Below are 26,192 nucleotides of genomic sequence, written 5' to 3' on the forward strand. Positions count from 1 at the left end.
GTTCATCGTCCGAATATCGTGGAATGTATCCGGCTTGCTGTCGAGTCTCAGCCGCTCGTTTCGCTTGACCTTTTCATGACGCCTCCTTATTTTTAGAATTATTCTAATCTAGGTTGATTGCATCATGTTTGTCCGTCTGTTCTCCCGTTTCAAACGCCCCCTGTCCTCCCTGTCCGAACAGGAGGTTCTGGCGCTCGCCATTTCGTCGGAAGAGGACGACGGACGCATCTACCAGGCCTATGCGCAGGCATTGAAGGGAAGGTATCCGGATTCTGCCAAGGTCTTCGAGGACATGGCCGAGGTGGAAAACACGCACAAGAACATGCTGATCGACATGCATCGCCGCCGCTTCGGCGAACGGATTCCGCTGATCCGGCGCGAGCATGTCAACGGCTTTCTGGCACGCCGGCCGGACTGGCTGCGGCAGAACCTGTCGCTCGATGCCATCCGCCGCGAGGCGGAGGCGATGGAGACGCAGGCCTATAATTTCTACGTGGAGGCGGCCAAACGCACGTCCGATGCGTCGACCCGGCAATTGCTGGGCGAACTGGCGCTGGCCGAACAGGGCCATGAAGACGTGGCACGCATGTTGACCGACAAACATGTGCCGGAAGGCGTCCGCAGGAAGGAGGACGACACGGCGTATCGCCAGTTCCTGCTCACCTACGTCCAGCCGGGTCTTGCCGGGTTGATGGACGGTTCGGTCTCGACGCTGGCGCCGATCTTTGCCGCCGCCTTTGCCACGCAGGACACCTGGCAGACCTTCCTGGTCGGCCTTTCGGCCTCCGTCGGCGCCGGCATATCGATGGGCTTCACCGAGGCGGCGCATGATGACGGCAAGCTTTCGGGACGCGGCTCGCCGCTCAAGCGCGGCCTTTCCTGCGGCATCATGACGGCGCTCGGTGGGCTTGGACACGCCCTGCCCTATCTCATTCCGCATTTCTGGACAGCGACGATCATGGCCGGGATCATCGTCTTCTTCGAACTCTGGGCAATCGCCTTTATCCAGAACAAGTATATGGAAACCCCATTCCTGCGCGCCGCTTTCCAGGTGGTGATCGGCGGCAGTCTCGTGCTGGCGGCGGGCGTGCTGATCGGCAATGCGTAGCGCCAAGCCACAAAAGAAGGAAGGGGCGCTGGCACGCCTTCCTTCTTTTGAACTGGAATTTCAGGTCGTCAATTGCCGACCGAGCCCACCAAAACTTCCGCGCCGTTCTCGATCGTCACCCAGCGGCCGGTGTTGATGGAGGCCTGGCGCTTCAAAAAGCGGTAAGGCGTCTTCGTCCAGAGCTTCACCGCGTTTTCGAGATTGTCGAGGATGAAATCACCCTGTGCGGTGCGCACGGTCAGAACCGCATGGCCCTCGCCGTCCGGCTTGCGGACGACGGTGATCAACAGGTCGGATGGCGAGAAGCCTTTCTCCATCAGGCGCTTGCGCTTCAAAAGCACGAAATCCTCGCAGTCGCCGGAGCCGCCGGGATAGGTCCAGACCTCATCCTTGCCGAACAGGTCCATATCGGTCATCGGCGTGATTTCGCGGTTCACTGTGAGATTGACCTCGCGAATGACCGACCAGCCGAAGTCGGTGACGCGCGGCGCGGTCGATGACTTGGAGTTGATCTCGCATTCGGAGTGGTGGGACTGGCAGAACTCGTAATGGCCGATCGGCTGGGAGGTGATGACGCCCGTCTGCATCGAGAGGGCTGTTGCCGATGGCGCCGGAATAGCCGCGCCTGCCGATGCGAAAACAGCCGCGATTGCCACGACCATTTTCTTAACCCCCGTCAACTGCGCCATACACGTCCCCTGTGGCGCGGTTTTCTCCCGAAACAATCCTGAAGAATCCCCGCGAAAGCTGAAAATCTGACGTCAGCTTTCGCGATCGATCCCCGTCCGCGAGCTGCTCTAATCGTTAACAAAGAGTTAACAGTGCGCTCGAAACGAAGTCAATCTGCAGAATTGGGGATTTCTGGATATGGTTAAAATGCGCGGCAAATCCGCATTGCAGCTGAATTACGGCGCGTTTTCAGGTTGTTACCATACCGTCGACGGCGGCCAGCATGCGCTCGATGTCCTCCGGGCGCGACAAGCGGTGATCGCCGTCGCGGATCAATGTCATGACGACATCGTCCGACGGCAGGTGTTCCATGAGCTTCAATGCATGGCCATACGGCACATCCGGATCCCGCATGCCCTGCAGGATATGCACCGGGCAACCGGTCTCGATGATGCCCTGGAGCACGCGGTTGTCGCGCCCGTCCTCGATCAGCCTTGCGGTATAGATGTTCGGGTCCGGTCCGTAAGGCGTCGGCTCCTCGAAATAGCCGCGCTCGGCAAGGGATGCACGCTCGGCATCCGTCAGGTTCGGTTCGATGAGCTCGCTGGTGAAATCCGGCGCCGGGGCAATCAGTACCAGGCCAGTGATCCGGCCACCCTGGCCCCGCGCGCGCAGTTCAGCGATAAGCCGCAGCGCGACCCAGCCGCCCATTGACGAGCCGATGACAACCATGCGCTCGGGATTGACGTGGCCGATGACCGCGAGGCTTTCTTCCAGCCATCGGGAAATCGTTCCGTCGGTAAAAGCGCCGCCGGAGAGGCCGTGGCCGGAATAGTCGAAGCGTATGCAGGCCGCACCGGTCTCTTCAGCGTGGCGTTCGAGTTCGACCGCCTTGGTGCCGGCCATGTCGGACCGGTATCCGCCGAGCCAGACGAGTGCCGGCAGGGATTTGCCGCTTGCCGCGGGCAGAATCCGCATGGCGATCCGGCGCGTATCCACGCCGCTGCCGACATCGAGATAATCGGGCTCTGCGTCTGGGTTTGGCAATGACATCAAGTCTTTTTCCTTTTTTTGGGCGTTTCTCGCTGTTTTTCTTTCTAAAACAGATTCTCCGAGTGCCAGACAGGTGGTGATTTCCGCAAAAAGCTGTGGTATTGACTTTCCCGCAGCAATTTCCACATGACGGCCAGCGGCAGTTGAACGGCATTTTGCCGGGAAATCGCGCTACCGTCAGGCATTCCATTCGTAACAGCTCGAGGAGAGTACGACCATTCGCAGACCGTTCAAAACGGACGCCCCGACAAAAGACGGGCCCCGCTCTAACAAGGAAATCCGGGTTCCCCGGGTTCAGCTCATCGACGCCGAAGGTCTCAACCACGGCAGCATCCCCACAGATCAGGCATTGCGCATGGCAGAAGAAGCCGGGCTTGACCTCGTGGAAATTTCGCCGAACGCTGAACCACCTGTGTGCAAGATCCTTGATCTGGGCAAGCTGAAATACTCAACGCAGAAAAAGGCGGCCGAGGCGCGCAAGAAGCAGAAGATCATCGAGATCAAGGAGATCAAGATGCGCCCGAACATCGACACGCACGATTACGACGTGAAGATGCGGGCGATGAACCGCTTCTTCGAGGAAGGCGACAAGGTCAAGGTAACCCTGAAGTTCCGCGGCCGCGAAATGGCGCATCAGGAACTGGGTATGAAGCTTCTGCTTCAGGTCAAGGAAGACACCGGCGCGATCGCCAAGGTCGAAGCCGAGCCGAAGCTTGAGGGCCGTCAGATGATGATGGTGCTGGCGCCGAAGTAAGCGCCGCGTTTTCAGGTTCGATCCTGATGAAAGCCGCCGGAGAGGCGGCTTTTTCATATCTGACGCCGGCAATGTGGAATTATCGGGGCGTTTGCCTCAATGCCATTGCACTTTGCGGGCGCTTCGGTTACAAGCCCCCGTCCGAACGGTCCGGCAGGGCATGCCGTGGCCGTTCTTTACGCTGGAGACGACCTCGTCAGTCGATCTCGAAATCAAGAAAAATGGAGTAGCAAAATGCCCAAGATGAAGACGAAATCCTCTGCCAAGAAGCGGTTCAAGATCACCGCAACCGGCAAGGTCATGGCAGCTGCCGCAGGCAAGCGCCATGGCATGATCAAGCGGTCCAACAAGTTCATTCGCGATGCACGTGGCACCATGGTGCTTGCAGAGCCTGATGGCAAGAAGGTCATCAAGAACTACCTGCCCAACGGTCTCTAAGACGTCTGGCACATTGGATTTTTAAGGAGATCATGACATGGCACGTGTAAAACGCGGCGTAGCAGCTCACGCCAAGCACAAGAAGACACTCAAGGCAGCCAAGGGTTTCTACGGCCGCCGCAAGAACACCATCCGCGCCGCCAAGGCAGCCGTGGACCGTTCGAAGGCTTTTGCCTATCGCGACCGCAAGGTCAACAAGCGCAACTTCCGCGCTCTCTGGATCCAGCGCATCAACGCTGCCGTTCGCGAACATGGCCTGACCTACGGCCGTTTCATCGACGGTCTGTCGAAGGCTGGCATCGAAGTCGACCGCAAGGTTCTGTCCGACATGGCAATCCATGAGACGGAAGCATTCGGCGCGCTCGTCGCCGCCGCCAAGAAGGCGCTTGAATACCTCAAGGACGCCGGCACGACCAACGAGTTTGAAAGCGCGGTTCGTTAAAAGCCAGCGCTTCCCAGGCCTTCTTGAATATGAATTGGGAAACCCGCGCTGGTACGGCTGGCGCGGGTTTTTCTTTGACCGATCACGGGAAATGAACCATGTCCGACCTGGAAGCACTGAAAGAGAAGCTCTTGACCGAGGTGACCGGAGCAGGTGACGAAGCGGCCATCGAAGCCGTGCGCGTCAACGCACTCGGCAAGAAGGGCTCGATCTCCGAGCTCCTGAAGACGCTCGGCACCATGTCGCCGGAAGAACGCCAGACGCGGGGCGCTGCGATCAACGCGCTGAAGACAGACGTCTTCGACGCGATCACGGCGCGCAAGTCGGCCCTTAAGGATGCGGCGATCGCCCAGCGGCTTGCCCGCGAGACCGTCGATATCTCGCTGCCGGTACGCTCCTCCCCGGCTGAACGCGGCCGTATCCATCCGATCAGCCAGATCATCGACGAGATCACCGCGATCTTCGCCGACATGGGGTTCTCGATCGCCGAAGGTCCGGATATCGAGACCGACTATTATAACTTCACGGCGCTGAACTTCCCCGAAGGCCACCCGGCGCGTGAAATGCACGACACTTTCTTCTTCAATCCGGACGAAAACGGCGAACGCAAGGTGCTGCGCACCCACACCTCGCCGGTACAGGTACGCACCATGGAGGCGCAAAAGCCGCCGATCCGCATCATCATCCCCGGCAAGACCTACCGGCAGGACAGTGACGCGACGCATTCGCCGATGTTCCACCAGGTCGAGGGCCTCGTGGTCGACACCAAGTCGAACGTCGCCAACATGCGCTGGATTCTCGAGGAGTTCTGCAAGGCCTTCTTCGAGGTGGACGACGTGACGATGCGTTTCCGCCCGTCCTTCTTCCCCTTCACCGAGCCGTCCTTCGAGGTCGACATCCAGTGCGACCGTTCCTCCGGCCCGATCGTCAAGTTCGGCGAAGGCACCGACTGGATGGAAATCCTCGGCTGCGGCATGGTGCATCCGAACGTTCTGCGCGCCGGCGGTCTCGATCCCGACGTGTACCAGGGTTTTGCCTGGGGCATGGGCCTCGACCGCATCGCCATGTTGAAATACGGCATGCCCGACCTCAGAAACTTCTTCGACGCCGACGTGCGCTGGATGAGCCACTACGGTTTTCGCCCGCTGGACATGCCGACTTTGTTTGGCGGGTTGAGCGCGTAAAGCGGCCGAACAAAACCTTTCCCGGACGACCGTCGCGTGGGGCCGTCCAAACAAGACATTAGGACACGAGTGAAATCATGAAGTTCACACTCTCCTGGCTGAAAGAGCATCTGGAAACGGATGCGACCCTTGAACAGATTTGCGAGCGCCTCACGGCGATCGGGCTGGAGGTCGAGGATGTCGACAACAAGGCCGCGTTCAAACCCTTTGTCATCGCCAAGGTCATTTCGGCCGACAAGCATCCGCAGGCCGACAAGCTCAAGGTACTGATGGTCGATACCGGGTCCGGCGCGCCCGTTCAGGTCGTTTGCGGCGCGCCGAATGCGCGCGCCGGCCTTGTCGGTGCTTTTGCGGCACCCGGCACCTATGTTCCCGGCATCGACTTGACGCTGTCGGTCGGCAATATCCGTGGTGTCGAAAGCCACGGCATGATGTGCTCGGAAAAGGAGCTGCAGATATCCGATAGCCACGACGGCATCATCGATCTGGCCGAAGACGCGCCGGTCGGAACGAGCTTCGCCGCCTATGCCGGGCTCGACGATCCGATGATCGAGATCAACCTGACGCCGAACCGTCCCGATTGCACCAGCGTTCACGGCATCGCCCGCGATCTCGCCGCCTCCGGCCTCGGTACGCTGAAGGCTCCGAAGGCTCCGTCCTTCAAGGTCGAGGGCGAAACGACGACCAAGGTCAAACTCGACCTCGGCGAGGACAGCCATCTCTGCCCCGGTTTTGCGCTGCGTCTCGTGCGCGGCGTCAGGAACGGGCCGAGCCCGAAATGGATGCAGCAGCGGCTGCTTGCCATCGGCCTCCGGCCCATCAATGCGCTGGTCGACGTCACCAACTACATGACCTTCGACCAGGGCCGGCCGCTGCACGTCTTCGACGCCGCCAAGGTCACCGGCAACCTTACGGTTCGCCGCGCGAAAGAGGGCGAAAAGGTGCTGGCGCTCGACACGCGCGAATACACGCTGTCACCGGCCAATGTCGTCATTGCCGATGAAGACGGCATCGAATCGATCGGCGGCATCATGGGCGGCGAACATTCCGGCTGCGACGAGAACACGACCAACGTGCTGATCGAATCGGCGCTCTGGGACCCGATGAACATCGCCAAGACCGGCCGCACCCTCGGCATCATCAGCGATGCGCGCTACCGCTTCGAGCGTGGCGTCGATCCGGAATATATGGGTCCCGGCCTCGAGCGCGCCACGCAGCTGGTCATCGACATCTGCGGCGGCGTTGCGGCCAAGGCCGGCGTGGTCGGCTATGCCGGCTACACGCCGAAGATTGTCGATTTCCCCGTCTCCGAGGTCAAGCGCCTAACGGGTCTCGAGGTCAGCGCCGACGAGAGCATCTCGATCCTCAAGGGTCTCGGTTTCGGTGTCGATGGCTCCGGCAGCCAAGTCTCCGTTTCCGTTCCTTCCTGGCGGCCGGATGTCGATGGCAAGGCGGACCTCGTTGAAGAAGTCATGCGCATCCATGGCGTCGACAACATCAAACCGGAGCCGATCGAAAGCCTCGGCAGCGTCAACGGCAAGATCCTGACGACCCTGCAGATCCGCACGCGACAGGCCAAGCGGGCGCTTGCCGCGCGCGGCATGCTGGAGGCCGTCACCTGGTCGTTCATCTCGAAGGCGCAGGCCGAGCTTTTCGGTGGCGGCACGCCCAGCCTTTCGCTGGCTAACCCGATTGCCGCCGACATGTCCGACATGCGGCCTTCGCTGCTGCCGGGCCTTCTGACGGCAGCGCAGCGCAATGCCGACAAGGGCTTCGGCGACGTCGCGATCTTCGAGGTTTCCGGCACCTATGAGAACGACACGCCGGCTGGCCAGCGCCGCGTCGCCGGCGGCATCCGCCGCGGCACGGCATCGCTTGCCGGTTCGGGCCGTCTGTGGTCGAATGCGGCAAAGGGTGGCGGCAAGCCAGTCGATGTCTTCGACGCCAAGGCGGATGCGATTGCCGTTCTAGAGGCCTGCGGCATGCCGATGGGCAATGTCCAGTTCGAGACGGGCGGCCCGTCCTGGTATCACCCGGGCCGTTCCGGCACGATCAAGCTCGGTCCGAAGATCGTGCTCGGCACCTTCGGCGAATTCCATCCGAAGGTGCTGGAAGCTCTCGACGTTTCCGGCGCGCTCTCAGGCTTCGAAGTCTATGTCGATGCCATGCCCGAGCCGAGGAAGAAGGCCACCCGCACCAAGCCGGCGCTGGAGCTTTCGCCCTTCCAGGCCGTCAGGCGCGACTTCGCCTTCGTGGTCGACAAGACCGTTGAAGCCGGCGCGATCCTCAAGGCCGCCTCGAGCGCCGACCGCAAGCTGGTGACTGGCGTCAACGTCTTCGACATCTTCGAGGGCGCCTCGCTCGGCGAAGGCAAGAAGTCGGTGGCGATTGAGGTCGTCATCCAGCCGGCGGAGCGCACGCTGACGGACGAGGATTTCGAAGCCCTGACCGGCAAGATCATTGCCAATGTAACGAAGAGCACGGGCGGGGTTCTGCGGGCTTGATAATTTGGCCGCAAGAGGGGTTCTCCTCCCCTTTGCGGGGCCTGCAATTTGCCGCGCGAGCCGGTCCGACCTGCGGGTCATCCTCGGGCTTGACCCGAGGATCCATGCTCCGGATATCGGAGAATGCGCAGTGGCGATAGCATCTGGATCCTCGGGTCAAGCCCGAGGATGACGGAGCAAGAGGGTAGCGACTGGCCACAAGCGGAACGAGGAGACAACAACCCTACCGATGCAGATGATACAGCTTGTTGACGATCACCCAGTGGCCGCCGATCTTCAATAGAGACAGATAATCCGTGAACCGCATACCGGCGAATTCGTCGGTGACCTTGACGAAGGCGGCGTCGCCCTCGAGGTCGGTGATCTCGATATCCATCAAGGGCTGAGTTCCGGGCGGCACCGGCGGTTCGGCGAGGATGGCGGCGATGAAATCGTCGCGGGACATCCATTCGACGGCGCCCTCGTAATTACCGATGATCTTGGCATCCGGATGGAAGGCCTTGCGCAAGGCCGCCTCGTTGCAAAATGCCATACCATCGACATAGAGGTGAACGACTGTGCCAACTGCCTGTTCGTCCGACATTCACAGCACCTCCCTTCTGCATAATTCCTTAACCCGGGGATCGATTTAAGGATTAAAATCATGCAGCAACTTCAAAGCGCTACAGCGTCCCTTGCGCGGCATATCCGACGCGTGGCGCTCTAGCCTGTCGAACGATCCTATCACGACGCCGGAAGCGAACAAAGACGAAGCTGCGCGCCATATCGCCTGGCATCCATTACCGGTTGTGCTTCGCCCCGAAGAGCGAAAGCACGGTGAGACTGTACAGTGCTATCTGTTGGTCAATACCAGCGAGGCATCCGAGTAGCGCTTGCCGGCCACCTGGCTCGGCGACAGGGCATCCGCGAGCACCGCCAGTTCGTCATCCGACAGAACGATTTGCGCTGCGGTCACATTCTGCTCCAGATGGTTGAGCTTGCGGGCGCCGGGGATCGGGACGATGAAATCGCCCTGATTGAGCACCCAGGCAAGAGCCAGCTGCGCCGCCGTCACGCCCTTGCTTTCGGCGATCCCGGTCAGTGTTTCGACGAGTCCGGCATTGGCGTTGAGATTTTCCGCCTGGAACCGCGGCAGATTGCGGCGGAAGTCGTCCTGTTCGAGATCGTCGACCTTGCGGATCGCACCGGCGAGCATGCCGCGTCCGAGCGGGCTGTAGGGCACGAAGCCGATGGCGAGTTCGCGGCAGACGTCGAGCACCTCGTCTTCCGGATCGCGGCTCCACAATGAATATTCACTCTGGACGGCAGCGATCGGGTGGATGGCATGGGCGCGGCGGATGGTGGCGGCACTTGCCTCCGAAAGGCCGAGAGCGCGCACCTTGCCTTCGCGCACAAGTTCCGCCATGGCGCCCACCGTGTCCTCGATCGGCACGGAGGGATCGACACGGTGCAGGTAGTAGAGATCGATGACATCGGTACCGAGGCGTTTCAGCGAGGCTTCAGCGACCGTCTTGGCATTTTCCGGACGGCCATCGACACCGATGATGGTCTCGCTGGAGGATTTTCCGGTCACGATGCGGAAGCCGAATTTGGTGGCGATGGTGACACGGTCGCGAACATCCTTCAGGGCTTTTCCGAGCAAGATTTCGTTTTCATAGGGGCCATAGACCTCCGCCGTATCGAAAAAGGTGACGCCGAGATCGACGGCACGGTGCAATGTGCGGATCGATTCCCGCTCGTCGGCTGCGCCGTAGGCGAAGCTCATGCCCATGCAGCCGAGCCCAACGGCTGAAACGGTAAGATCCTGTCCAAGTTTGCGGGTTTTCATCGTGATTGCTCCTTTGTGAGCCGGAGAGGGGAAGGCGCGCCGACGGGCGCCGGCGTTACAGCGTGAAATTAATGCGCCTGAGATCGTTTGATAACGGCTGTAAATCCTAACGGGTTGTTCTATTGTTTCGGTCAATGAACCGGAACCAGCTCGCTCAACTCGCCGTCCTGTCCACCGTCGCCGCCCATCGCGGCTTTCGCGCGGCGGCAAAGGAACTCGGCATTGCGCCGTCGGCCGTCAGCCACGCGATCTCGGCGCTGGAGGAAAGCCTCGGCGTGCGGCTTCTGGCACGCACCACGCGCAGCGTCGCGCCGACGGAAGAAGGCTTGCTGCTCCTGGAACGCCTGCGTCCGGCGCTCAGTGATATCGGCATCGCGCTCGACGCCGTCATAGAGGCGAAGGGGCAACCTTCCGGCAATCTGCGCGTCACCGCGCCGCGCTTTGCCGCCGATCTCCTGATCGCGCCGCGGCTCGGTGAATTCCTGGGCCTTTATCCGGTTATCACGCTGGAGATCGCCGACGAGGACGGGTTTACCGATATCGTGCGCGAGGGTTTCGACGCTGGAATCCGACTGGAAGAAAGCCTGGAGGCCGATATGATCGCAGTCAAGATCGGGCCGCCGCTGCGGGGCGCCATCGTCGCCTCGCCCGCCTATTTCGACCGGTTCGCGGTCCCCGAGCATCCGCGCGATCTTCTGCGGCACCGCTGCATCCGCCGCCGATTTTCCAACGGCACACTCTACAACTGGGAATTCGAGAAGGACGGGCAGGAATTGACCATCCCGATCGAGGGGCCGCTGATTCTCGGCGAGGACCGGCCGATCATCGCGGCGGCGATCGGCGGAGCAGGGCTTGCCTACGCCTTCGAGATGCGGGTGATCGAACATATCGAGGCGGGGCGGCTGGTCCGGGTCCTGGAGGACTGGTGCCCGCCCTATCCCGGCGCCTATCTCTATTATGCCAGCCGGCGGCAGATGCGCCCGGCCTTGCGCGCCTTCATCGATTTCTTCCGGCACGTCGGCTGAATGAAAACGGGTGGCATGCAGACCGCCGCCGGCATAGTCTTCCGGAAAACGGGAGAATTTGCATGAAAAAGCCGGGGTCGATGAAGGCGCTGGAGGATCTGGGCCGCGCGCGCCTGTCGGAGACCTTCTTTCTGAGAGACTTCCTGCATTCCGAGATCGCCGATTTCTACGGCATGCCGAATATCCCCGACGATCCGGAATTGGCGATCGCTGCCGGCAGGAAACTCTGCGAAGAATTGCTGGAACCGCTGCAGCGGACCTTCGGCCGGCTGCATATCCGCTCCGGCTATCGTTCCCGGTCGGTCAACGCGTTCGGCAACCGCAACAAGCTCAATTGCTCGACCAATGCGGCAAGCGCCGCCGATCACATCTGGGACATGCGCGACGCCAATGGCTGCATGGGCGCGACAGCCTGCATCGTCATTCCCTGGGTCTGGGACAGGCGCGCAACACTCCGCGGCTGGCAGTCACTTGCATGGTGGATCCACGACAACCTGCCCTATGCTTCACTCTGCTTTTTCCCGAAACTCTGGGCAGTGAATATCCAGTGGCACGAGCGACCGGCACGGCGCATCCGCAGCTATGCGGCGCCGGCTGGTCTGCTGACGAAGGAAGGCATGGCCAATCATTCCGGCAGTCATGCGGAGTTTTACCAGGGCTTTCCGCCTCTGGAGGGCTAGAGCGTTTTTACGCATTCCAGGAAAACCGTTTCACACTTTTCCTGGAAATGCTCTAGAAACTCATCCGGTAGCGGACATGGCCATCGGCCTCGGTATATTTGTCGTAGAGCCGCCGTGCCGTCTCATTACCTTCGTCGGTATGCCAGTAAAGGCGGGCCCAGCCATTGGCCTTGGCTTTCTGGACGAGATCGTCGAGTAACGCCTTGCCGATGCCCTTTCCGCGCACAGCCTCGTCCAGGAAAAGGTCTTCCAGATAGCAGACCGGCTCCTTCACCCAGGTCGCCTCATGCAAGAGGCAGATGGCAAAGCCGACGACGTGGCCGTCCAGCACCGCGACACGCATGAACAGCGGCGTGGCAGGATCGATGATCCGGCCCCACGTCGTTGTCGTCACATCCGGGGATACCGCCACCCGGTAGAAAGCGACATAGCCCGCCCAGAGCCTGCGCCAGTCCGCTTCGTCGCCGGGCGCCGCGTCGCGTATCTCAACCGTCATGCTTTTTCCTTCCGGGTCTTCTATTCGCTGGCCTCGTTTAGCAACTGGCAGGCTTCGTTGGAAAGGCGGATCGAAGCCGCCTTTATCAGACTTTCGAGCTGGGTCAGGTTCGTCGCACTGGAAATCGGCGCCGTGACACCCTTGCGCGCCATGATCCAGGCAAGCGCAATCTCGGCCTGCGTGTTGCCGGTATCAGCAGCCACCTCATCCAGCGCGCCCAGAATGCGCATGCCGCGGCCATCGAGATATTTGCCGATGCCGCCGCCGCGTGCCGAACCTTCCAGGTCCCTGTGCGAGCGATATTTTCCCGAAAGGAAACCTCTCGCAAGGCCGAAATAGGTGATCACGCCGATCTCCTCGGCCATGCAGAGATTTCGGAGCGGGCCGTCGAAGGAAGCGCGGTCATAAAGATTGTATTCCGGCTGCAGCACTTCATAGCGCGGCAAGTTCGCGCCCTTCGAAACGCCGAGCGCGTCGCGCAACTGCTCGGCGCTCAGATTGGAGGCTCCGATATGGCGAACCTTGCCCTGCCGCAGAAGGGTATCATAGGCGCCCAGCGTTTCCTCGTAGGGCGTTTCGGCATCCGGCCGATGCGACAGGTAGACGTCGATGTGATCGGTCTGCAGCCGGCGAAGGGAATCCTCGACAGCCTGCAGGATCCATTTTACCGACAGCCCCTTCCGGCCCGGCCCCATTTCGGAGCCGACCTTGGTGACGATCACCGCCTCGTCCCGGTCGCGGCCCGACTGTTTCAGCCATTTGCCGATGATCGTCTCGGATTCGCCGCCGCTATTGCCGGGAACCCAGGTGGAATAGGCATCCGCGGTATCGATGGCGTTGAAGCCTGCGGCGAAGAAGGCGTCGAGCAAGTGGAAGGAGGTCTTTTCATCCGCGGTCCAGCCGAAGACATTGCCGCCGAAGACCAGCGGCGCGATAGACAGGCCAGTGCGGCCGAGGGTCCGCTTTTCCATGAGGTCGCTCCAGAATGCCATGGGGTAAATCGCTCGGGAGGCGCAAAGTCTGCCTCATGGAGATAGGCAAGGTACAGCGTTTTTACATGACCGGCGGCAATTTTATTCCCGCACACGTGGCTTGATGGGCAGGTACCTCGCGGTTACTGTGCCGCCAAAACAGGGAGGATATGTCATGCTGCGCTTCGGTATTCTGTCGACGGCCAAGATCGGTCGCGAGCTCGTTGTTCCCGCCATCCAGGACGCGGAAAACTGCGTCGTCACGGCCATTGCCAGCCGCGATCTTTCCAAGGCGCGCGAGATGGCCGACCGTTTCTCGGTACCGCACGCCTTCGGCTCCTACGAGGAGATGCTGGCGTCCGATCTCATCGATGCCGTTTACATCCCGTTGCCCACCTCGCAGCACATCGAATGGACGATCAAGGCCGCCGATGCCGGAAAACACGTGCTTTGCGAGAAACCGATCGCGCTCAAGGCGTCCGAAATCAGAGCCGTGATCGAAGCGCGCGACCGCAACAAGGTGCTGATTTCCGAAGCTTACATGGTCACCTACAGTCCCGTCTGGCGTAAAGTCCGCTCGCTGCTGCAGGAGGGTGCTGTCGGCAAGCTGCGCCATGTTCAGGGCGCCTTCACCTACTACAACCGAGATGCGGACAATATGCGCAACAAGCCGGAACTCGGCGGCGGCGGACTGCCTGACATCGGCGTCTATCCGACGATCACGACCCGTTTCGCCACCGGCAGGGAGCCGATCCGGGTACAGGCGAATACCGACCGCGATCCGCAGTTCGGCACCGACATGTATTCCAGCGTGCGGGCCGATTTCGGCGACTTTGAACTGAGTTTCTACATCTCCACCCAACTCGCCGCCCGCCAGGTGATGGTGTTCCATGGCGACAAGGGCTTCATCGAGGTCAAGTCGCCGTTCAATGCCGACCGGTATGGCGCCGAGGAACTCGAGCTTACCAACCAGAACCACGCGCAATCACAGCTCTTCCGCTTCCAGGATGCCCGCCAGTACAAGCTCGAAGCCGAAGCCTTTTCGCGTGCGGCAAGGGGCGAAGAGGAAGAGGTGGTGACGCTGGAAAGCTCGATGGACAATCAGAAGCTGATCGATGCGATCTACCGGGCCAGCGAGAAGGACGGCTGGGAGCCGGTTTGAATCAGGATTGAATTGAAAACCGCCGGCTGCAGAGCGGCGGGTTTTTCAAGGGCGCGCGATGACGTGGGCCTTATGCCTGCCGGCTCCGCGCAAGAATGAACGCGGCAAAGACCGGTGCCGCGATCCCGGCATTATAGGCGAGCAAGGCGAGAGCGAGCGCAAGCGGCGACACGGCACCGGCCGAAAAGAGTGCGGCAAGAGCGAAGGCTGCGACGATCAGGCCGCCGGCCAGGACATAGCTAAGCGCAGACCGCAGCCCCGCTGCCAAAAATCCGACTGTAAATGCGGTCAAGATCAGCATCCGACCCCTCTCAACGATGAGCATAGTGCAACCAGTTTGCACTATGTGCGCTAAATTTGGCTTAACCCTCCGGTTGTTCATAACGACGCAGGCGCCGGAGAGTTCCCTCGGCGACCGGTATATTTTTCATTTGCGTGAAATCTGTGGCGTACGATCGTCTCTCGCGTATAGGCGCCGGCCCTTGCCTGGATCGCCGCATTGGCCGCGTGGAAAGGAGAACGCCTGGTATTGGCTTGCCCTCAGCGCACGGTTTGAGCACCGGGGACAAACGGGCAGAATGAAAGGCCTGTTGAGGGGCGCCGCCAACGGCTGGTCATCCGCGGCCTGGCACGGCAAAATAGGTGCATGAGCTCGTTCTTCGATTCCGATTCGCCCTCCAATCTCACCGAATATTCGGTCTCGGAGCTGTCCGGCTCCATCAAGCGCACGATCGAGCAGGCCTTCGACCAGGTGCGGGTGCGCGGCGAGATTTCTGGCTATCGCGGTCCGCATTCCTCGGGCCATGCCTATTTTTCCCTGAAGGACGACAAGGCGCGGATCGACGCTGTCATCTGGAAGGGCACAATGAGCCGGCTGAAGTTCCGGCCGGAAGAGGGCATGGAGGTGATCGCCACCGGCAAGGTGACGACCTTCCCCGGTTCGTCGAAATACCAGATCGTCATCGAGACGCTGGAGCCTGCCGGCGCCGGCGCGCTGATGGCACTGATCGAGGAGCGCAAGCGCAAGCTCGGTGCCGAAGGACTGTTCGACCAGGCGCGGAAACGGCCCCTGCCCCATATGCCGCGTATCATCGGCGTCGTCACCTCACCGACCGGCGCCGTCATCCGCGATATCCTGCACCGGATTTCAGATCGGTTCCCCGTTCATGTCATCGTCTGGCCCGTGCGCGTCCAGGGCGATGGCTCAGGCAAAGAGGTAGCTGCAGCGATCGAGGGCTTCAACGCCTTCACCGCGGGCGGCCCGATCGCCCGGCCGGACCTTCTGATCGTCGCGCGCGGCGGCGGCAGTCTCGAGGACCTGTGGAGCTTCAACGACGAGGCCGTGGTGCGTGCCGCCGCCAATTCGCGGATCCCGCTAATCTCTGCCGTTGGCCACGAAACCGACTGGACGCTGATCGACTACGCGAGCGACCAGCGGGCACCGACGCCGACCGGTGCCGCGGAAATGGCCGTGCCGGTGAAGGCCGATCTGGAGGCGAGCCTTTCGGCCCTCTCTGCGCGTCTCAAGGCTGCCGTGACACGTCAGATGGACAACCGGCGGCAGAATGTTCGTGCGCTGACGCGAGCGCTGCCCTCGCTCGATCAATTGCTGGCTCTGCCGCGCCGGCGCTTCGACGAGGCGTCGGTTGGGCTTGGGCGCGGCTTGCAGTTGAACACCGCCAACAAGCGGCGTGCCTTCGAGCGCATATCAGCGCATCTGAGGCCTGGCGTATTGGCGAGCCGGATCAATGAGCGGCGGCAGAAACTGTCGGAGACAACGGTGCGTGCGGAACGTATCGTCGAACGGCTGATTCAGCGATCCACTTCGCGGGTATCGGCCGCCGACGCTTCGCTCAGAACCCTGCCTGGGCGACTGCTGAGTCAGATTGACCGCTCGCAGGATCGCTTGACGGGTCTTTCCGGCAGAGCCGACAGCGCGCTTTTGGCCGACATCCGGCGCCGCCGCAGCACGGTGACGGCACAGGACCGCATCCTGCAGTCTCTGTCCTATCGCAACGTGCTGAAGCGCGGCTATGCACTGGTGCGCGATGAGGCCGGAATACCGGTCAAGACCGCTTCAGCCCTCTCGCTGAACCAGGCGATCGCCATCGAATTCTCCGACGGGTCCATCAATGCCATGACAACGGAAGGCGGCGCGCCAGCGCCACCACACCCCGTGAAGAAGCGTGCGGAAAAACCGGCACCCGCCGAGCCTCCGAAACAGGGGAGCCTGTTCTAGGGGTCAACCCTATCACGCGTAGTTCCGGATGATCTTGTGGGAAGACATGGACCGCGTGACGGCGAAGCAGCGCGCGGCGCATCTCATGAGAATCGAAAAAGCTATCGCGCGGATTTGACAACGGCCAAGCCCTAACTCCGCGCAAAAAGAAACGCTTCCGTAACGATCCCGCCTTTACATTTGGCCACTCGAAACCAAGGGGCACCGGATGTCGGTCGAACTCTCAGCCTCCCAGGCGCTGAACCTCTGGCACGCCGTGTCGCTCGAGCAGGTGCGGATCGACAATCGCGACCTGACGCTGCGGCAGATGTCCATTCTCCTGCATATCTACCTTGTACCGCCGCCGCACACCGTGCGCGGGCTGGCCGCTATTCTCGGTGTGACGAAGCCGGTAATCACCCGCGCCCTCGACACGATGGGCGACCTCGGCCTCGTCGCCCGCACGCGCGACGAGCGCGACAAGCGCAATGTGATCATCAAACGCACGGTCGAGGGCGCGCTTTATCTTGAAAAACTTGGCGATCTGATCATTGATCAGGGACGCAAACTGTCTATCTGAGGGCACATGTCTGATCTTCCCGACCGGCGGCTGAACGCCTATCGCCCCGATCTTGCCGAGGAGCCCCTGCGCGGCATCGTCGAGGCTGCAAACTATGTCAGCGGCTCGCCGGGCGAGGTCTGCATTCCGGTGGTGCAGGTACGGGCGCGGCCTGACCCTGAATGCGGCGTGGACACCGAGCTGTTGTTGGGGGAGACGGTGCGCGTCCTCGATGCCGCCGGAGGATGGGCGTGGATCAAGGCCGATTTCGACGACTATGTCGGTTACGTGCCGGCCGATGCCGTTTCATCCGTGCTGCGCGGCCTGACGCATGTCGTCACCGCGCCGCGCACCTTCATCTATTCCGGCCCGGATCTGAAACTTACGACGGTTCAGGCGCTGTCGATGGGCAGCCGCATTGCCGTCGTCGGCGAGCAGGAAACACGCGGCACCCGCTATTTCCTGCTGGAAGGCGGCCAGGCCGTTATCGCCAATCACTGCGCGGAGGTGGGACAGCCATTATCTGGAGACTACGTCTCGTTGGCGGCACGGTTTCTTGAAACGCCCTATCTCTGGGGCGGACGCTCCGGTTTCGGCATCGATTGCTCAGGCCTTATCCAGCTGTCGATGATGATGACCGGCAAGAGCGCGCCGCGCGACACCGACATGCAGGCCAAGGGACTTGGCACCGAAATCACCCGCGACGAACTGCGCCGCGGCGATCTCGTCTTCTGGAAGGGCCACGTGGCCATCATGGAAGATGAAAAGACGCTGCTGCATGCCAACGGCCATACCATGAACGTCGCTCTCGAGGGACTGGAAGACGCGATCGCCCGTATCGGCTGGCTCTACGGTCAGCCGACTGGGTATCGCCGGCCCTGATCAATAGCCGGCTTTGCGATCCACCAGATGCTGAAGCGGCAGACCGCTTTCAAGGCGGCTGATCTGGTGCTCGACATGGGCAAACAGCGCCTTGACGTCTGACGAGGCCGCGACGTGCGGGGTGATATAGACGTTATCCATGTCCCAGAAGGGGCTATCCTTGGCCAGCGGCTCCTGCTCGAACACATCGAGCGAGGCACCGCGGAGCAGGCCCGATCTCAGCGCCGCCAGAATGTCGGTCTCGACCTGGCTGCCGCCGCGGCCGCCGTTGATGAACACCGGCGCGCCGAAGGGGCCACCGCGACTGAGCTTCGTGAAGATCGAGGTATTGAAGATGCAACGGGTTTCGTCGGTCAACGGCAGCAGACCGACGAGGAAATCGGTCCTTGCGAGAAACGCGTCCAGTTCATCGCCCGCGAAGGTCGCGACGCCATCGATCTGCTTCTTCGAACGGGACCAGCCGATGGTCCTGAAACCCATGACGCCGAGCTTGCGGATGGCATCCTGCCCCAACACGCCCAGCCCCATGACGCCGACAGTGACATCGGCGGCTTCCGGCTGGCTCAGATCCTCCCAAACATGTGCTTTGGCACGCGCCTCATAGGCGCGGTGCTGGCGTAAATGCAAAAGGCAGTTCATGACGACCCACTCGCTCATGCGTGTGGTCAGGCTGCGATCGACGAAGCGGACCAGCGGCACGTCCGGCAGGCCGGGAAGCGTCAACACATGATCGACGCCGGCGCCGCCAGAAAAGACGACCTTCAGATCTGGCGCGCGCGAAAACAGGTCCGGATCGGATTTCCAGACGACCGCATAGTCGATGCCGGAGAGATCACGGTCCTTATGGGCAGGGTCTGCGAGATTGATGACTTCGCGGCGGCCGCCAAAGGCGCCTTTCAGGCCGTTTTCCACTTCCTGCGGAATAAACTTCAGATCGACGATGACGGGACTTTTCGAAGGCATGAAACGGAACTCTACTGATTGATAGCGGGTACGTTGACCGCTTCCATGTTGAAGGCGGCGGCCATCAGCGCCTTGGTATAATCCTCCCGCGGCGCGGTGAAGATCCGCTCGGACGGTCCCTGCTCCACCACCTTGCCGAGCCGCATGACGATCATGTCGTTGGCGAGCGCGCGGACTACCTTCAGGTCGTGGCTGATGAAGAGATAGGCGAGCGAATGCTTCGCCTGCAGGTCGCGCAGGAGATCGACCACCTGCGCCTGCACGCTCATGTCGAGCGCCGACGTCGGTTCATCGAGCATGACGAACTGGGGTTTGAGCACCATGGCACGGGCAATGGCGACGCGCTGTCGCTGGCCGCCGGAGAATTCGTGCGGGTATCTCCAGCGGGTCGCCGCATCGAGACCCACCTCCTCGAGGGCCGCTGCGACGCGGGCATCGCGTTCCTTTTCGGACAGCGATGGTTCGTGCACCTTCAGCCCCTCGCCGACAATGTCGCTGATGGCCATGCGGGGGCTCAGCGATCCGTACGGGTCCTGGAAGACGATCTGCATGCGGCGGCGCAACGGCCGCATCTGCTTGAACGAATAGCCGGCTATTTCATTGCCGATGAAGCTGATGCGGCCCTTCGAGGAGATCAGGCGCGTCAGGGCAAGACCGAGCGTCGTCTTGCCGGAACCGGATTCGCCGACCACGCCGAGCGTCTGGCCGGCACGCAGCGTCAGGTCGATGCCATCGACCGCCTTCACATGATCGACAACGCGGCGCAGGAAACCGGCCTTGATCGGGAACCAGACCTTCATGTCCTGCGCCTCGATCACCACCGGCTTCGAGATATCGGAGACGGGCGGTACACCCTTTGGCTCCGAGGCCAGAAGATGGCGCGTATAGGCGTGCTGCGGGTTGGCGAAGATTTCCGCCGTCGGACCCGTTTCGACGATCTTGCCCTTGGTCATGACGCAGACCCGGTCGGCGATCTTGCGGACGATTCCGAGATCATGGGTGATGAACAGCATCGACATGCCATGCTCATCCTTGAGCTTTTTCAGAAGCTCGAGGATCTGCGCCTGGACAGTCACGTCGAGCGCGGTTGTCGGCTCGTCGGCGATCAGCAGTTCCGGCCGGTTGGCGAGCGCCATGGCGATCATCACACGCTGGCGCTGGCCGCCGGAGAGCTCATGCGGATAGGCAGCGAGGCGTTTTTCCGGCTCGCGGATGCCGACCTGGTTGAGCAGTTCCAAAACGCGGGTTCGGGCAGCAGGCCCGGTGATGCCCTGGTGCAGGTCGAGGATTTCGGCGATCTGCCGCTCGATTGAGTGCAGCGGATTGAGCGACGTCATCGGCTCCTGGAAGATCATGGTGATGTCGTTGCCGCGCACATGGCGCAGTTCGGCCTCCGAGGCCTTCATCAGATCCTTGCCGTTGAACAGGATTTCCCCGCTCGGGTGACTTGCCGCCGGATAGGGGAGCAGTTTCAGGATCGAGTTGGCTGAGACCGATTTTCCCGAGCCGGACTCGCCGACCAACGCAACGACCTCGCCACGCTTGATGTCGAACGATATGCGGTCCACAGCCACCGACGTCTTGCCGCCCTGATGGAAAGCTACGGAGAGATCGTGCACGGAAAGGAGTGTATCTGTCATGGCGATGCTCATCTGAACGTCTTCCTCGGGTCGAAGGCGTCGCGGGCCGCTTCGCCGATGAAGATCAGCAGCGACAGCATGACGGACATGACCACGAAAGCCGTGAGGCCGAGCCAGGGGGCCTGCAGGTTGGATTTGCCCTGCGAAATCAGCTCACCTAGCGAAGCCGAGCCCGGCGGCATGCCGAAGCCGAGGAAGTCGAGCGAGGTGAGCGTGGTGATCGAGCCGGAGAGGATGAACGGCAGGAAGGTCAATGTCGCCACCATGGCATTGGGAAGCAAGTGGCGTAACATGATCGTCCGGTTGTTGACGCCGAGCGCCCGGGCGGCCCGGACATATTCAAAATTGCGGGCGCGCAAGAACTCGGCCCGCACAATGCCGACGAAACCGACCCAGGAGAAGAGCAGCATGATGCCGAGCAGCACAAAGAAGCCGGGCGGCAGGATCGCGGCGATGATCAGGAGAATATAGAGCACCGGCATCGATGACCATATCTCGATGAAGCGCTGCAACAGAAGGTCCGTCCAGCCGCCGAAATAGCCCTGCACGGCACCGGCGGAAACGCCGACAATGGCGGATGCGATAGTCAAGGCGAGACCGAAGAGAACGGAAATACGGAAACCGTAGATCATCCGGGCAGCAACATCGCGGGCCTGATCGTCAGTGCCGAGCCAGTTGAGGTTGCCGAGCGTGCAGCCGGGATCGTTGTCGCCCTGCGGATAGCCAGAGCAGCGTTCCGCCTTGTCCATCAGCCAGAAGGGCGCCGTTGGAGCCGAGTGCGGGATGTTGGAATTGGCGGTCTGGTAGGAATAGCGGATCGGTGGCCAGATCATCCAGCCATTGGCGTTGATCTCGTCTCGGATATAGTCGGAGCGGTAATCCGTTTCGGCAAGAAAGCCGCCGAACTTCTCTTCCGGATAATTGACCAGCACCGGCACCAGAATTTCGCCCTTGTAGGAAGCGAGGACCGGCTTATCGTTGGCGATGAATTCGGCGCAGAGACTGAGGCCGAACAGCACCATGAATATCCAGAATGACCAGTAGCCGCGCCGGTTGGCCCTGAAATTCTCCCAGCGGCGCCGATTGATGGGCGACAGCCGCCCGGGCGCGCCGGTGACGAGGGCCGGATTGCTGGAGATGACATCTGCCATCAGACATCCCTCCGCTCGAAATCGATGCGTGGATCAACCCAGGTATAGATCAGATCCGACAAGAGGCCGACGAGCAGGCCCATCAGCGAGAAGATGTAGAGCGTCGCAAAGACGATCGGGTAGTCGCGCTTGACGACGGATTCATAGCCAAGCCGGCCGAGGCCATCGAGCGAGAAAATGTACTCCGTCAACAGCGATCCCGTAAAGAAAGCCGTGATGAAGGCGCCCGGAAAGCCGGCGATGACGATCAGCATGGCATTGCGGAAAACGTGCCCATAGAGAACCTGGCGCTCATTCAGGCCCTTGGCCCGCGCCGTGATGACATACTGCTTCTTGATCTCGTCGATGAAGGAATTCTTCGTCAACAGCGTTGTCGTAGCAAAGGCCGACATCAGCAGCGTGATCAACGGCAGGGTCATGTGCCAGAAATAATCGAGGATCTTCTGCCACCAGTTCAACTGGGCGAAATTATCCGAGACGATGCCGCGCAACGGGAACCAGTCGAAGAACGAGCCGCCGGCAAAGAGCACGATCAGCAGGATACCGAACAGGAAGCCCGGCACCGCATAGCCGATGATGATGATGCCGGACGTCCAGACATCGAAGGTCGAACCGTCCGAGATGGCTTTCTTGATGCCGAGCGGAATGGAGATCGCGTAGGAAACCAGAAGTATCCAGAGGCCGAGCGAGATCGACACCGGCATCTTGTCGACGATCAGGTCGATCACCGAAGTGTTGCGGAAGAAGCTCTCGCCGAAATCGAAGCGGATATAGTTCCACATCATCAGGCCGAAACGTTCGAGCGGCGGCTTGTCGAAACCGAACTGCTTTTCGAGCTTTGCAATGAATTCCGGATCGAGCCCCTGGGCGCCGCGGTATTTTCCTGAAAATTCGTCGCCACCAGATTGAATACCGAGGTCGCCCCCGCCGCCGGAAAGCCGATCGCCGCCCTGGTTCTGGCCCGTCAGATCGGAGATCACCTGTTCGACGGGACCGCCGGGGGCGAACTGGACCACAGCGAAGGAGATGGCCATGATACCGACGATCGTCGGGATCATCAGCAGAAGCCGCCGCAGAATATAGGCACCCATCAGCGAACCTCCTGCCTGCTGCTTGCCCCGGCAGTCAGAGCCAATCCGTCATCGGCAACCCTTCTGTCATCAATCAATCCGCTGGTCTCCTTCAAGGCGCCGCTGCCGCGACCGGCTTCGGCGCCCAACCTGATTCGCATAAGTGCATTTGGAGTACACGGCGAGCCGTGTGCAAGGCTTTCATTGCGCGCCGGCTGACTTCGACCACCAGATCGCCGGGAAACCGACGGCGTATTTCGGCAGTTCTGCTGGATGCTCGAGATTGGCCGAATAGGCGAGCCGCGAATAGCGCGCGGTATAGCTGGGGATGACATAGCGGTGGGCGAGCAGGACACGATCGAGGGCCTTGGTCGTGGCAGTCAGCTCGTCTCTGTCCTTGGCGAAAATAATTCGGCGAACAAGCGCATCGATGCCTGGATCGCTGATACCGGCATAGTTCCGCGAACCGTCGCGTTTGGCGGATTCAGACCCCCAATATTCCGCCTGTTCGTTGCCGGGGTTCATGGACTGGGCCCATCCGAGATAGATCATGTCGAAATCGCGCGAACGCCAGCGGTTGGTATGTTGAGAAGAATCAACTGTGCGCACAACCGCGTCGACGCCGATCTTCTTGAGATTCTGCGCGAAAGGCAGCGCAACGCGTTCGATCGTCGGGCCGTCGAGTAGAATTTCAAAACTGAAGGGCTGTCCGGTCTTGAGATTGGTCATCCGGTTGTTCTTCAGTTCGTAGCCTGCCTGCTTGAACAGGGCGATTGCCTGTCGCAGGTTATCGCGCAGCTTCTTGGGATCGCCGCCAACAGGATTCTTGTATTCCTTCGTGAAGACTTCTGGCGGAACCTGGTTCTTCATTTCGTTCAGGATTTCCAGCTCACGTCCCTGTGGTAATCCGCTGGAGGCAAGCTCGGAGCCGAAGAAGTAGCTGTCGATGCGATCATACTGGTTGTAGAAGATCGTCCGCTTCAGCTCTTCGAAATCGAAGGCGTAGTTGAGAGCCTCGCGCACCCGCTGATCCTGGAATTTCCCACGGCGCAGATTGGGGATGAAACCGACCAGAACGCCGCTGTTGCGATAATCATTGTCAACGACTTCGCGTTTGATGCGGCCATCCTTGACGGCAGGGAAATCATAGGCTGTCGCCCAGCGCTTGGCGGAGTTTTCCGCCCAGAAGTCGGCATTGCCGGAACGGAACGCTTCGAAGGCGACATCGAGGTCGGCATAGTAGGCGTAGGTGTAGGAAGCGAAATTGTTCTGGCCGATATTCACGTTGAGGTTCTTGCCCCAATAGTCGTCGCGCAGTTCGTAGCGGATGGTTGCGCCCGGCTTCATTGCCGCGATCTTGTAGGGGCCGGAGCCCATCGGGATTTCGAGCGTGGTTTTTGAGATGTCGCGCTGAACGCCCTTGGCGTCCTTTCCTTCCCACCAATGCTTCGGAACGATCATCAGTTCGCCGACGATTTTCGGCAGTTCTCGATTGTTCTTCTCGTCGAAGGAGAACGTGATTTCGCGGTCGCCGGTCTTTTCGGCCTTGGTCACGTGCTTGTAGTAGAACTCCATCTGGGGATCGAGTTCCTTGGTTTTCTCGAAACTGAAGAGGACATCCTCCGGTGTCACCGGCTGACCATCTGCCCATTTGGCCTCTGCCCGCAGCCGGAACTTCACAAAACCGAAGTCGTCCGGATAGGCAATGGCCTCCGCCAGGAGACCATAATCCGCGGCGATCTCATCCATGGAGGGCGTCGTCAGCCTGTCGTAAACAAGATTGCCTGCCGGCGGCGATGCCATTCCCGCAGCGATTTCGCCCTTGGCAAGCAACGAATTCAGGGTATCAAACGTGCCTGATGTCGTCAGGTTCACATTACCACCCTTCGGTGCATCCGGATTGACGTAGTCGAAGCGAGCAAAGCCGTCCTTGTATTTCAGCTCGCCCACTGTCGCTGTGCCGCCATGCCATTCCGGCTCCTCAGCGACCGCTGTCGCGGTCAGGGACAGAAAGACTGCGACCAAGGCCACCACGGCTCTGAAAGTCATGCCAATTCGCTGCATCCAGCTTTTCCCTTTTTTCTTTGTTTGAAGAACAGAATAGGCAAAATCCGGGCAATTGACAGAAGCCGCCTCAAATCGGGCATTTTTTTTGCATCAGCATCGCAACCTCCGCAAGGCTGACACAAATGCACCGTGTTACGCCAAGCGAGAACAATCGCGGCTGGAGCGGCGCTCCGACATGCGGCACTATGACGATCGGGGAATCAGCGGGGAATGACAGTGATCAAGGCAGGACTCTTTCGGCATCTGGGATCGATGGCACTGGCGGCGCTGATCGGCTCGAGCCTGGTCACCGGCGATGCGGCATGGGCCGATGACACGCCTGCCAAGCAGCTGTTCGGCAAGGTCCAATTGCCGAGCAATTCCGCGCCGAGCCCCGTCGGATTTTATGCCAAAGGCTGCATGGCCGGAGCCGTCGCGATCCCAACGGACGGGCCGACATGGCAGGCGATGCGGCTGTCGCGAAACCGCCGCTGGGGCAATCCGGCGATGATCGCGCTTCTTGAACAGTTCTCGAAAGACGCTACCCGGCTCGGGTGGGGCTCTGGTATCCTGGTCGGCGACATTTCCCAACCGCGGGGCGGGCCGATGCTCTCCGGACACTCCTCCCACCAAATCGGGCTCGATGCGGATATCTGGTTCACGCCGATGCCGGAGCAGCGCCTCTCCGCACAAGCGCGCGAGGACCTGCCGTTCACGTCGATGCTCGACGAGAGCAAATTCCTGACCGTCAATTCCAAACGCTGGACGCCGACCCATGCGAAGGTGGTCATGCAGGCCGCGAGCTATCCGCAGGTGGAGCGGGTTTTCGTCAATCCGGCGATCAAGAAAAAGCTGTGCGATACGTGGACCGGCGACCGCGCCCTGCTCGGCAAGGTCCGCCCGATCTACGGCCATGACGCACATTTTCACATTCGCATGCACTGCCCGCCCGGCGCTTCCGGATGCAAGGCGCAGGCGCCAGTGGCGAGCGGCGACGGCTGCGACAAGTCGCTGGCCTGGTGGTTCACAAACGAGCCTTGGGCGAAGCCGAAAAAGAAGCCGGGCGAAAAGCCGGTGAAGCCGAGATTCGCAACGCTTTCCGACCTGCCGAAAGCCTGCGCTGCGGTGCTCGCGGCTCCGGCAGCCTCCGAACGGTCGGCGACTTTCGGCACCGCCTATGTCGCGCCGCAGCCGATGCAGCCGTCCGGCGATGCGGCGATCCAGCAGGTGATCAATGCCGGGGCCGACGATCTGCCGAATGGCACGATTCCGGTTCCTCTTTCTCGTCCGTCGCTGCAATAGGCACGTGGCAGCACGCCCTTTAAGCGCTTTTCAATCCCGGAACTGTG

Annotated in this window: 25 protein-coding genes; 13 read left to right on the forward strand and 12 right to left on the reverse strand. The window is 60.9% G+C overall.

Annotated elements, in window-relative coordinates:
• Window positions 1–124 precede the first annotated feature (124 nt).
• Window positions 125–1,108 carry an iron exporter MbfA gene (gene mbfA, locus ACSQ2W_RS06870; protein WP_436085582.1) on the forward strand — a complete coding sequence of 328 codons (984 nt, stop codon included), beginning with the start codon at window positions 125–127 and terminating at the stop codon, window positions 1,106–1,108.
• A gap of 68 nt (window positions 1,109–1,176) precedes the next feature.
• Here the strand turns inward: mbfA and ACSQ2W_RS06875 are convergent, their stop codons facing one another.
• The gene (locus ACSQ2W_RS06875; protein ID WP_436085583.1) at window positions 1,177–1,797 is read right to left on the reverse strand and encodes a transglutaminase-like cysteine peptidase; all 621 of its coding nucleotides are present in this window, start codon (window positions 1,795–1,797) and stop codon (window positions 1,177–1,179) included.
• Window positions 1,798–2,026: 229 nt separating this feature from the next.
• A complete protein-coding gene (locus ACSQ2W_RS06880; RefSeq protein WP_436085584.1) occupies window positions 2,027–2,830 on the reverse strand; it encodes an alpha/beta hydrolase in 804 nt (267 codons plus the stop codon).
• 217 nt (window positions 2,831–3,047) lie between these two features.
• Here ACSQ2W_RS06880 and infC point away from each other — a divergent pair, with 217 nt between their 5' ends.
• The 5 genes from infC (at window position 3,048) to pheT (ending at window position 8,152) form a co-directional block, all read left to right on the forward strand.
• Entirely contained in the window at window positions 3,048–3,584 is a 537-nt protein-coding gene (gene infC, locus ACSQ2W_RS06885; RefSeq protein ID WP_436087698.1) for a translation initiation factor IF-3, read from the forward strand.
• Between the two features lie 234 nt (window positions 3,585–3,818).
• Window positions 3,819–4,022: a 50S ribosomal protein L35 gene (gene rpmI / locus ACSQ2W_RS06890; RefSeq protein ID WP_018323613.1), complete on the forward strand. Its 204-nt coding sequence runs from the start codon at window positions 3,819–3,821 to the stop codon at window positions 4,020–4,022.
• Between the two features lie 37 nt (window positions 4,023–4,059).
• The gene (rplT, locus tag ACSQ2W_RS06895; RefSeq protein WP_037129295.1) at window positions 4,060–4,464 is read left to right on the forward strand and encodes a 50S ribosomal protein L20; all 405 of its coding nucleotides are present in this window, start codon (window positions 4,060–4,062) and stop codon (window positions 4,462–4,464) included.
• Between the two features lie 98 nt (window positions 4,465–4,562).
• Window positions 4,563–5,648 carry a phenylalanine--tRNA ligase subunit alpha gene (gene pheS / locus ACSQ2W_RS06900; protein ID WP_436085585.1) on the forward strand — a complete coding sequence of 362 codons (1,086 nt, stop codon included), beginning with the start codon at window positions 4,563–4,565 and terminating at the stop codon, window positions 5,646–5,648.
• Window positions 5,649–5,725: 77 nt separating this feature from the next.
• Complete coding sequence (gene pheT / locus ACSQ2W_RS06905) at window positions 5,726–8,152, forward strand: phenylalanine--tRNA ligase subunit beta (RefSeq protein WP_436085586.1); 2,427 nt, start codon at window positions 5,726–5,728, stop codon at window positions 8,150–8,152.
• A 223-nt stretch (window positions 8,153–8,375) separates the two neighbouring features.
• On the opposite strand, the gene ACSQ2W_RS06910 is transcribed toward pheT, so the two are convergent.
• Together ACSQ2W_RS06910 and ACSQ2W_RS06915 are read right to left on the reverse strand one after the other, a co-directional pair.
• Window positions 8,376–8,735 (reverse strand): nuclear transport factor 2 family protein, encoded by a 360-nt coding sequence (locus tag ACSQ2W_RS06910; RefSeq protein ID WP_436085587.1) that lies wholly within the window; start codon window positions 8,733–8,735, stop codon window positions 8,376–8,378.
• Window positions 8,736–8,984: 249 nt separating this feature from the next.
• Window positions 8,985–9,980, reverse strand: a complete 996-nt coding sequence (locus tag ACSQ2W_RS06915) for an aldo/keto reductase (protein ID WP_436085588.1) — start codon at window positions 9,978–9,980, stop codon at window positions 8,985–8,987.
• Window positions 9,981–10,114: 134 nt separating this feature from the next.
• Between ACSQ2W_RS06915 and ACSQ2W_RS06920 the strand changes: the two genes are divergently transcribed.
• Both ACSQ2W_RS06920 and ACSQ2W_RS06925 read left to right on the forward strand, forming a co-directional pair.
• A complete protein-coding gene (locus ACSQ2W_RS06920) occupies window positions 10,115–11,005 on the forward strand; it encodes a LysR substrate-binding domain-containing protein (protein ID WP_436085589.1) in 891 nt (296 codons plus the stop codon).
• A gap of 62 nt (window positions 11,006–11,067) precedes the next feature.
• Window positions 11,068–11,685 carry a hypothetical protein gene (locus tag ACSQ2W_RS06925; protein WP_436085590.1) on the forward strand — a complete coding sequence of 206 codons (618 nt, stop codon included), beginning with the start codon at window positions 11,068–11,070 and terminating at the stop codon, window positions 11,683–11,685.
• 52 nt (window positions 11,686–11,737) lie between these two features.
• On the opposite strand, the gene ACSQ2W_RS06930 is transcribed toward ACSQ2W_RS06925, so the two are convergent.
• Together ACSQ2W_RS06930 and ACSQ2W_RS06935 are read right to left on the reverse strand one after the other, a co-directional pair.
• Window positions 11,738–12,181, reverse strand: coding sequence for an N-acetyltransferase family protein (locus ACSQ2W_RS06930; RefSeq protein WP_436085591.1), 444 nt, complete (start codon window positions 12,179–12,181; stop codon window positions 11,738–11,740).
• 20 nt (window positions 12,182–12,201) lie between these two features.
• On the reverse strand, window positions 12,202–13,152 hold the full coding sequence (locus tag ACSQ2W_RS06935) for an aldo/keto reductase (protein ID WP_436085592.1): 951 nt from the start codon (window positions 13,150–13,152) through the stop codon (window positions 12,202–12,204).
• A 175-nt stretch (window positions 13,153–13,327) separates the two neighbouring features.
• Here ACSQ2W_RS06935 and ACSQ2W_RS06940 point away from each other — a divergent pair, with 175 nt between their 5' ends.
• Window positions 13,328–14,314, forward strand: a complete 987-nt coding sequence (locus ACSQ2W_RS06940; protein ID WP_436085593.1) for a Gfo/Idh/MocA family protein — start codon at window positions 13,328–13,330, stop codon at window positions 14,312–14,314.
• A 70-nt stretch (window positions 14,315–14,384) separates the two neighbouring features.
• On the opposite strand, the gene ACSQ2W_RS06945 is transcribed toward ACSQ2W_RS06940, so the two are convergent.
• Window positions 14,385–14,606 (reverse strand): hypothetical protein, encoded by a 222-nt coding sequence (locus ACSQ2W_RS06945; RefSeq protein ID WP_436085594.1) that lies wholly within the window; start codon window positions 14,604–14,606, stop codon window positions 14,385–14,387.
• Between the two features lie 354 nt (window positions 14,607–14,960).
• Between ACSQ2W_RS06945 and xseA the strand changes: the two genes are divergently transcribed.
• The 3 genes from xseA to ACSQ2W_RS06960 all read left to right on the forward strand — a co-directional run bounded on the left by xseA (window position 14,961) and on the right by ACSQ2W_RS06960 (window position 17,973).
• Window positions 14,961–16,553, forward strand: coding sequence for an exodeoxyribonuclease VII large subunit (xseA, locus tag ACSQ2W_RS06950; RefSeq protein ID WP_436085595.1), 1,593 nt, complete (start codon window positions 14,961–14,963; stop codon window positions 16,551–16,553).
• Window positions 16,554–16,761: 208 nt separating this feature from the next.
• Window positions 16,762–17,112: a MarR family transcriptional regulator gene (locus ACSQ2W_RS06955; RefSeq protein WP_436085596.1), complete on the forward strand. Its 351-nt coding sequence runs from the start codon at window positions 16,762–16,764 to the stop codon at window positions 17,110–17,112.
• Between the two features lie 6 nt (window positions 17,113–17,118).
• Entirely contained in the window at window positions 17,119–17,973 is an 855-nt protein-coding gene (locus ACSQ2W_RS06960) for an NlpC/P60 family protein (RefSeq protein WP_436085597.1), read from the forward strand.
• Here the strand turns inward: ACSQ2W_RS06960 and ACSQ2W_RS06965 are convergent, their stop codons facing one another.
• The 5 genes from ACSQ2W_RS06965 to ACSQ2W_RS06985 all read right to left on the reverse strand — a co-directional run bounded on the left by ACSQ2W_RS06965 (window position 17,974) and on the right by ACSQ2W_RS06985 (window position 24,846).
• Window positions 17,974–18,936 carry a 2-hydroxyacid dehydrogenase gene (locus tag ACSQ2W_RS06965; RefSeq protein ID WP_436085598.1) on the reverse strand — a complete coding sequence of 321 codons (963 nt, stop codon included), beginning with the start codon at window positions 18,934–18,936 and terminating at the stop codon, window positions 17,974–17,976.
• Window positions 18,937–18,947: 11 nt separating this feature from the next.
• Window positions 18,948–20,576: an ABC transporter ATP-binding protein gene (locus ACSQ2W_RS06970; RefSeq protein WP_436085599.1), complete on the reverse strand. Its 1,629-nt coding sequence runs from the start codon at window positions 20,574–20,576 to the stop codon at window positions 18,948–18,950.
• Between the two features lie 8 nt (window positions 20,577–20,584).
• A complete protein-coding gene (locus ACSQ2W_RS06975) occupies window positions 20,585–21,727 on the reverse strand; it encodes an ABC transporter permease (protein WP_436085600.1) in 1,143 nt (380 codons plus the stop codon).
• Complete coding sequence (locus ACSQ2W_RS06980; protein WP_436085601.1) at window positions 21,727–22,818, reverse strand: microcin C ABC transporter permease YejB; 1,092 nt, start codon at window positions 22,816–22,818, stop codon at window positions 21,727–21,729. Before ACSQ2W_RS06980 ends, ACSQ2W_RS06975 begins: the two co-directional genes overlap by 1 nt.
• Window positions 22,819–22,998: 180 nt before the next feature.
• A complete protein-coding gene (locus ACSQ2W_RS06985) occupies window positions 22,999–24,846 on the reverse strand; it encodes an extracellular solute-binding protein (protein ID WP_436085602.1) in 1,848 nt (615 codons plus the stop codon).
• Between the two features lie 228 nt (window positions 24,847–25,074).
• Here ACSQ2W_RS06985 and mepA point away from each other — a divergent pair, with 228 nt between their 5' ends.
• On the forward strand, window positions 25,075–26,145 hold the full coding sequence (gene mepA / locus ACSQ2W_RS06990) for a penicillin-insensitive murein endopeptidase (RefSeq protein WP_436085603.1): 1,071 nt from the start codon (window positions 25,075–25,077) through the stop codon (window positions 26,143–26,145).
• Window positions 26,146–26,192: the final 47 nt, after the last annotated feature.

Origin of the sequence: Pararhizobium sp. LjRoot255 (assembly GCF_964252905.1) — a bacterium.
Taxonomy (GTDB): domain Bacteria; phylum Pseudomonadota; class Alphaproteobacteria; order Rhizobiales; family Rhizobiaceae; genus Pararhizobium.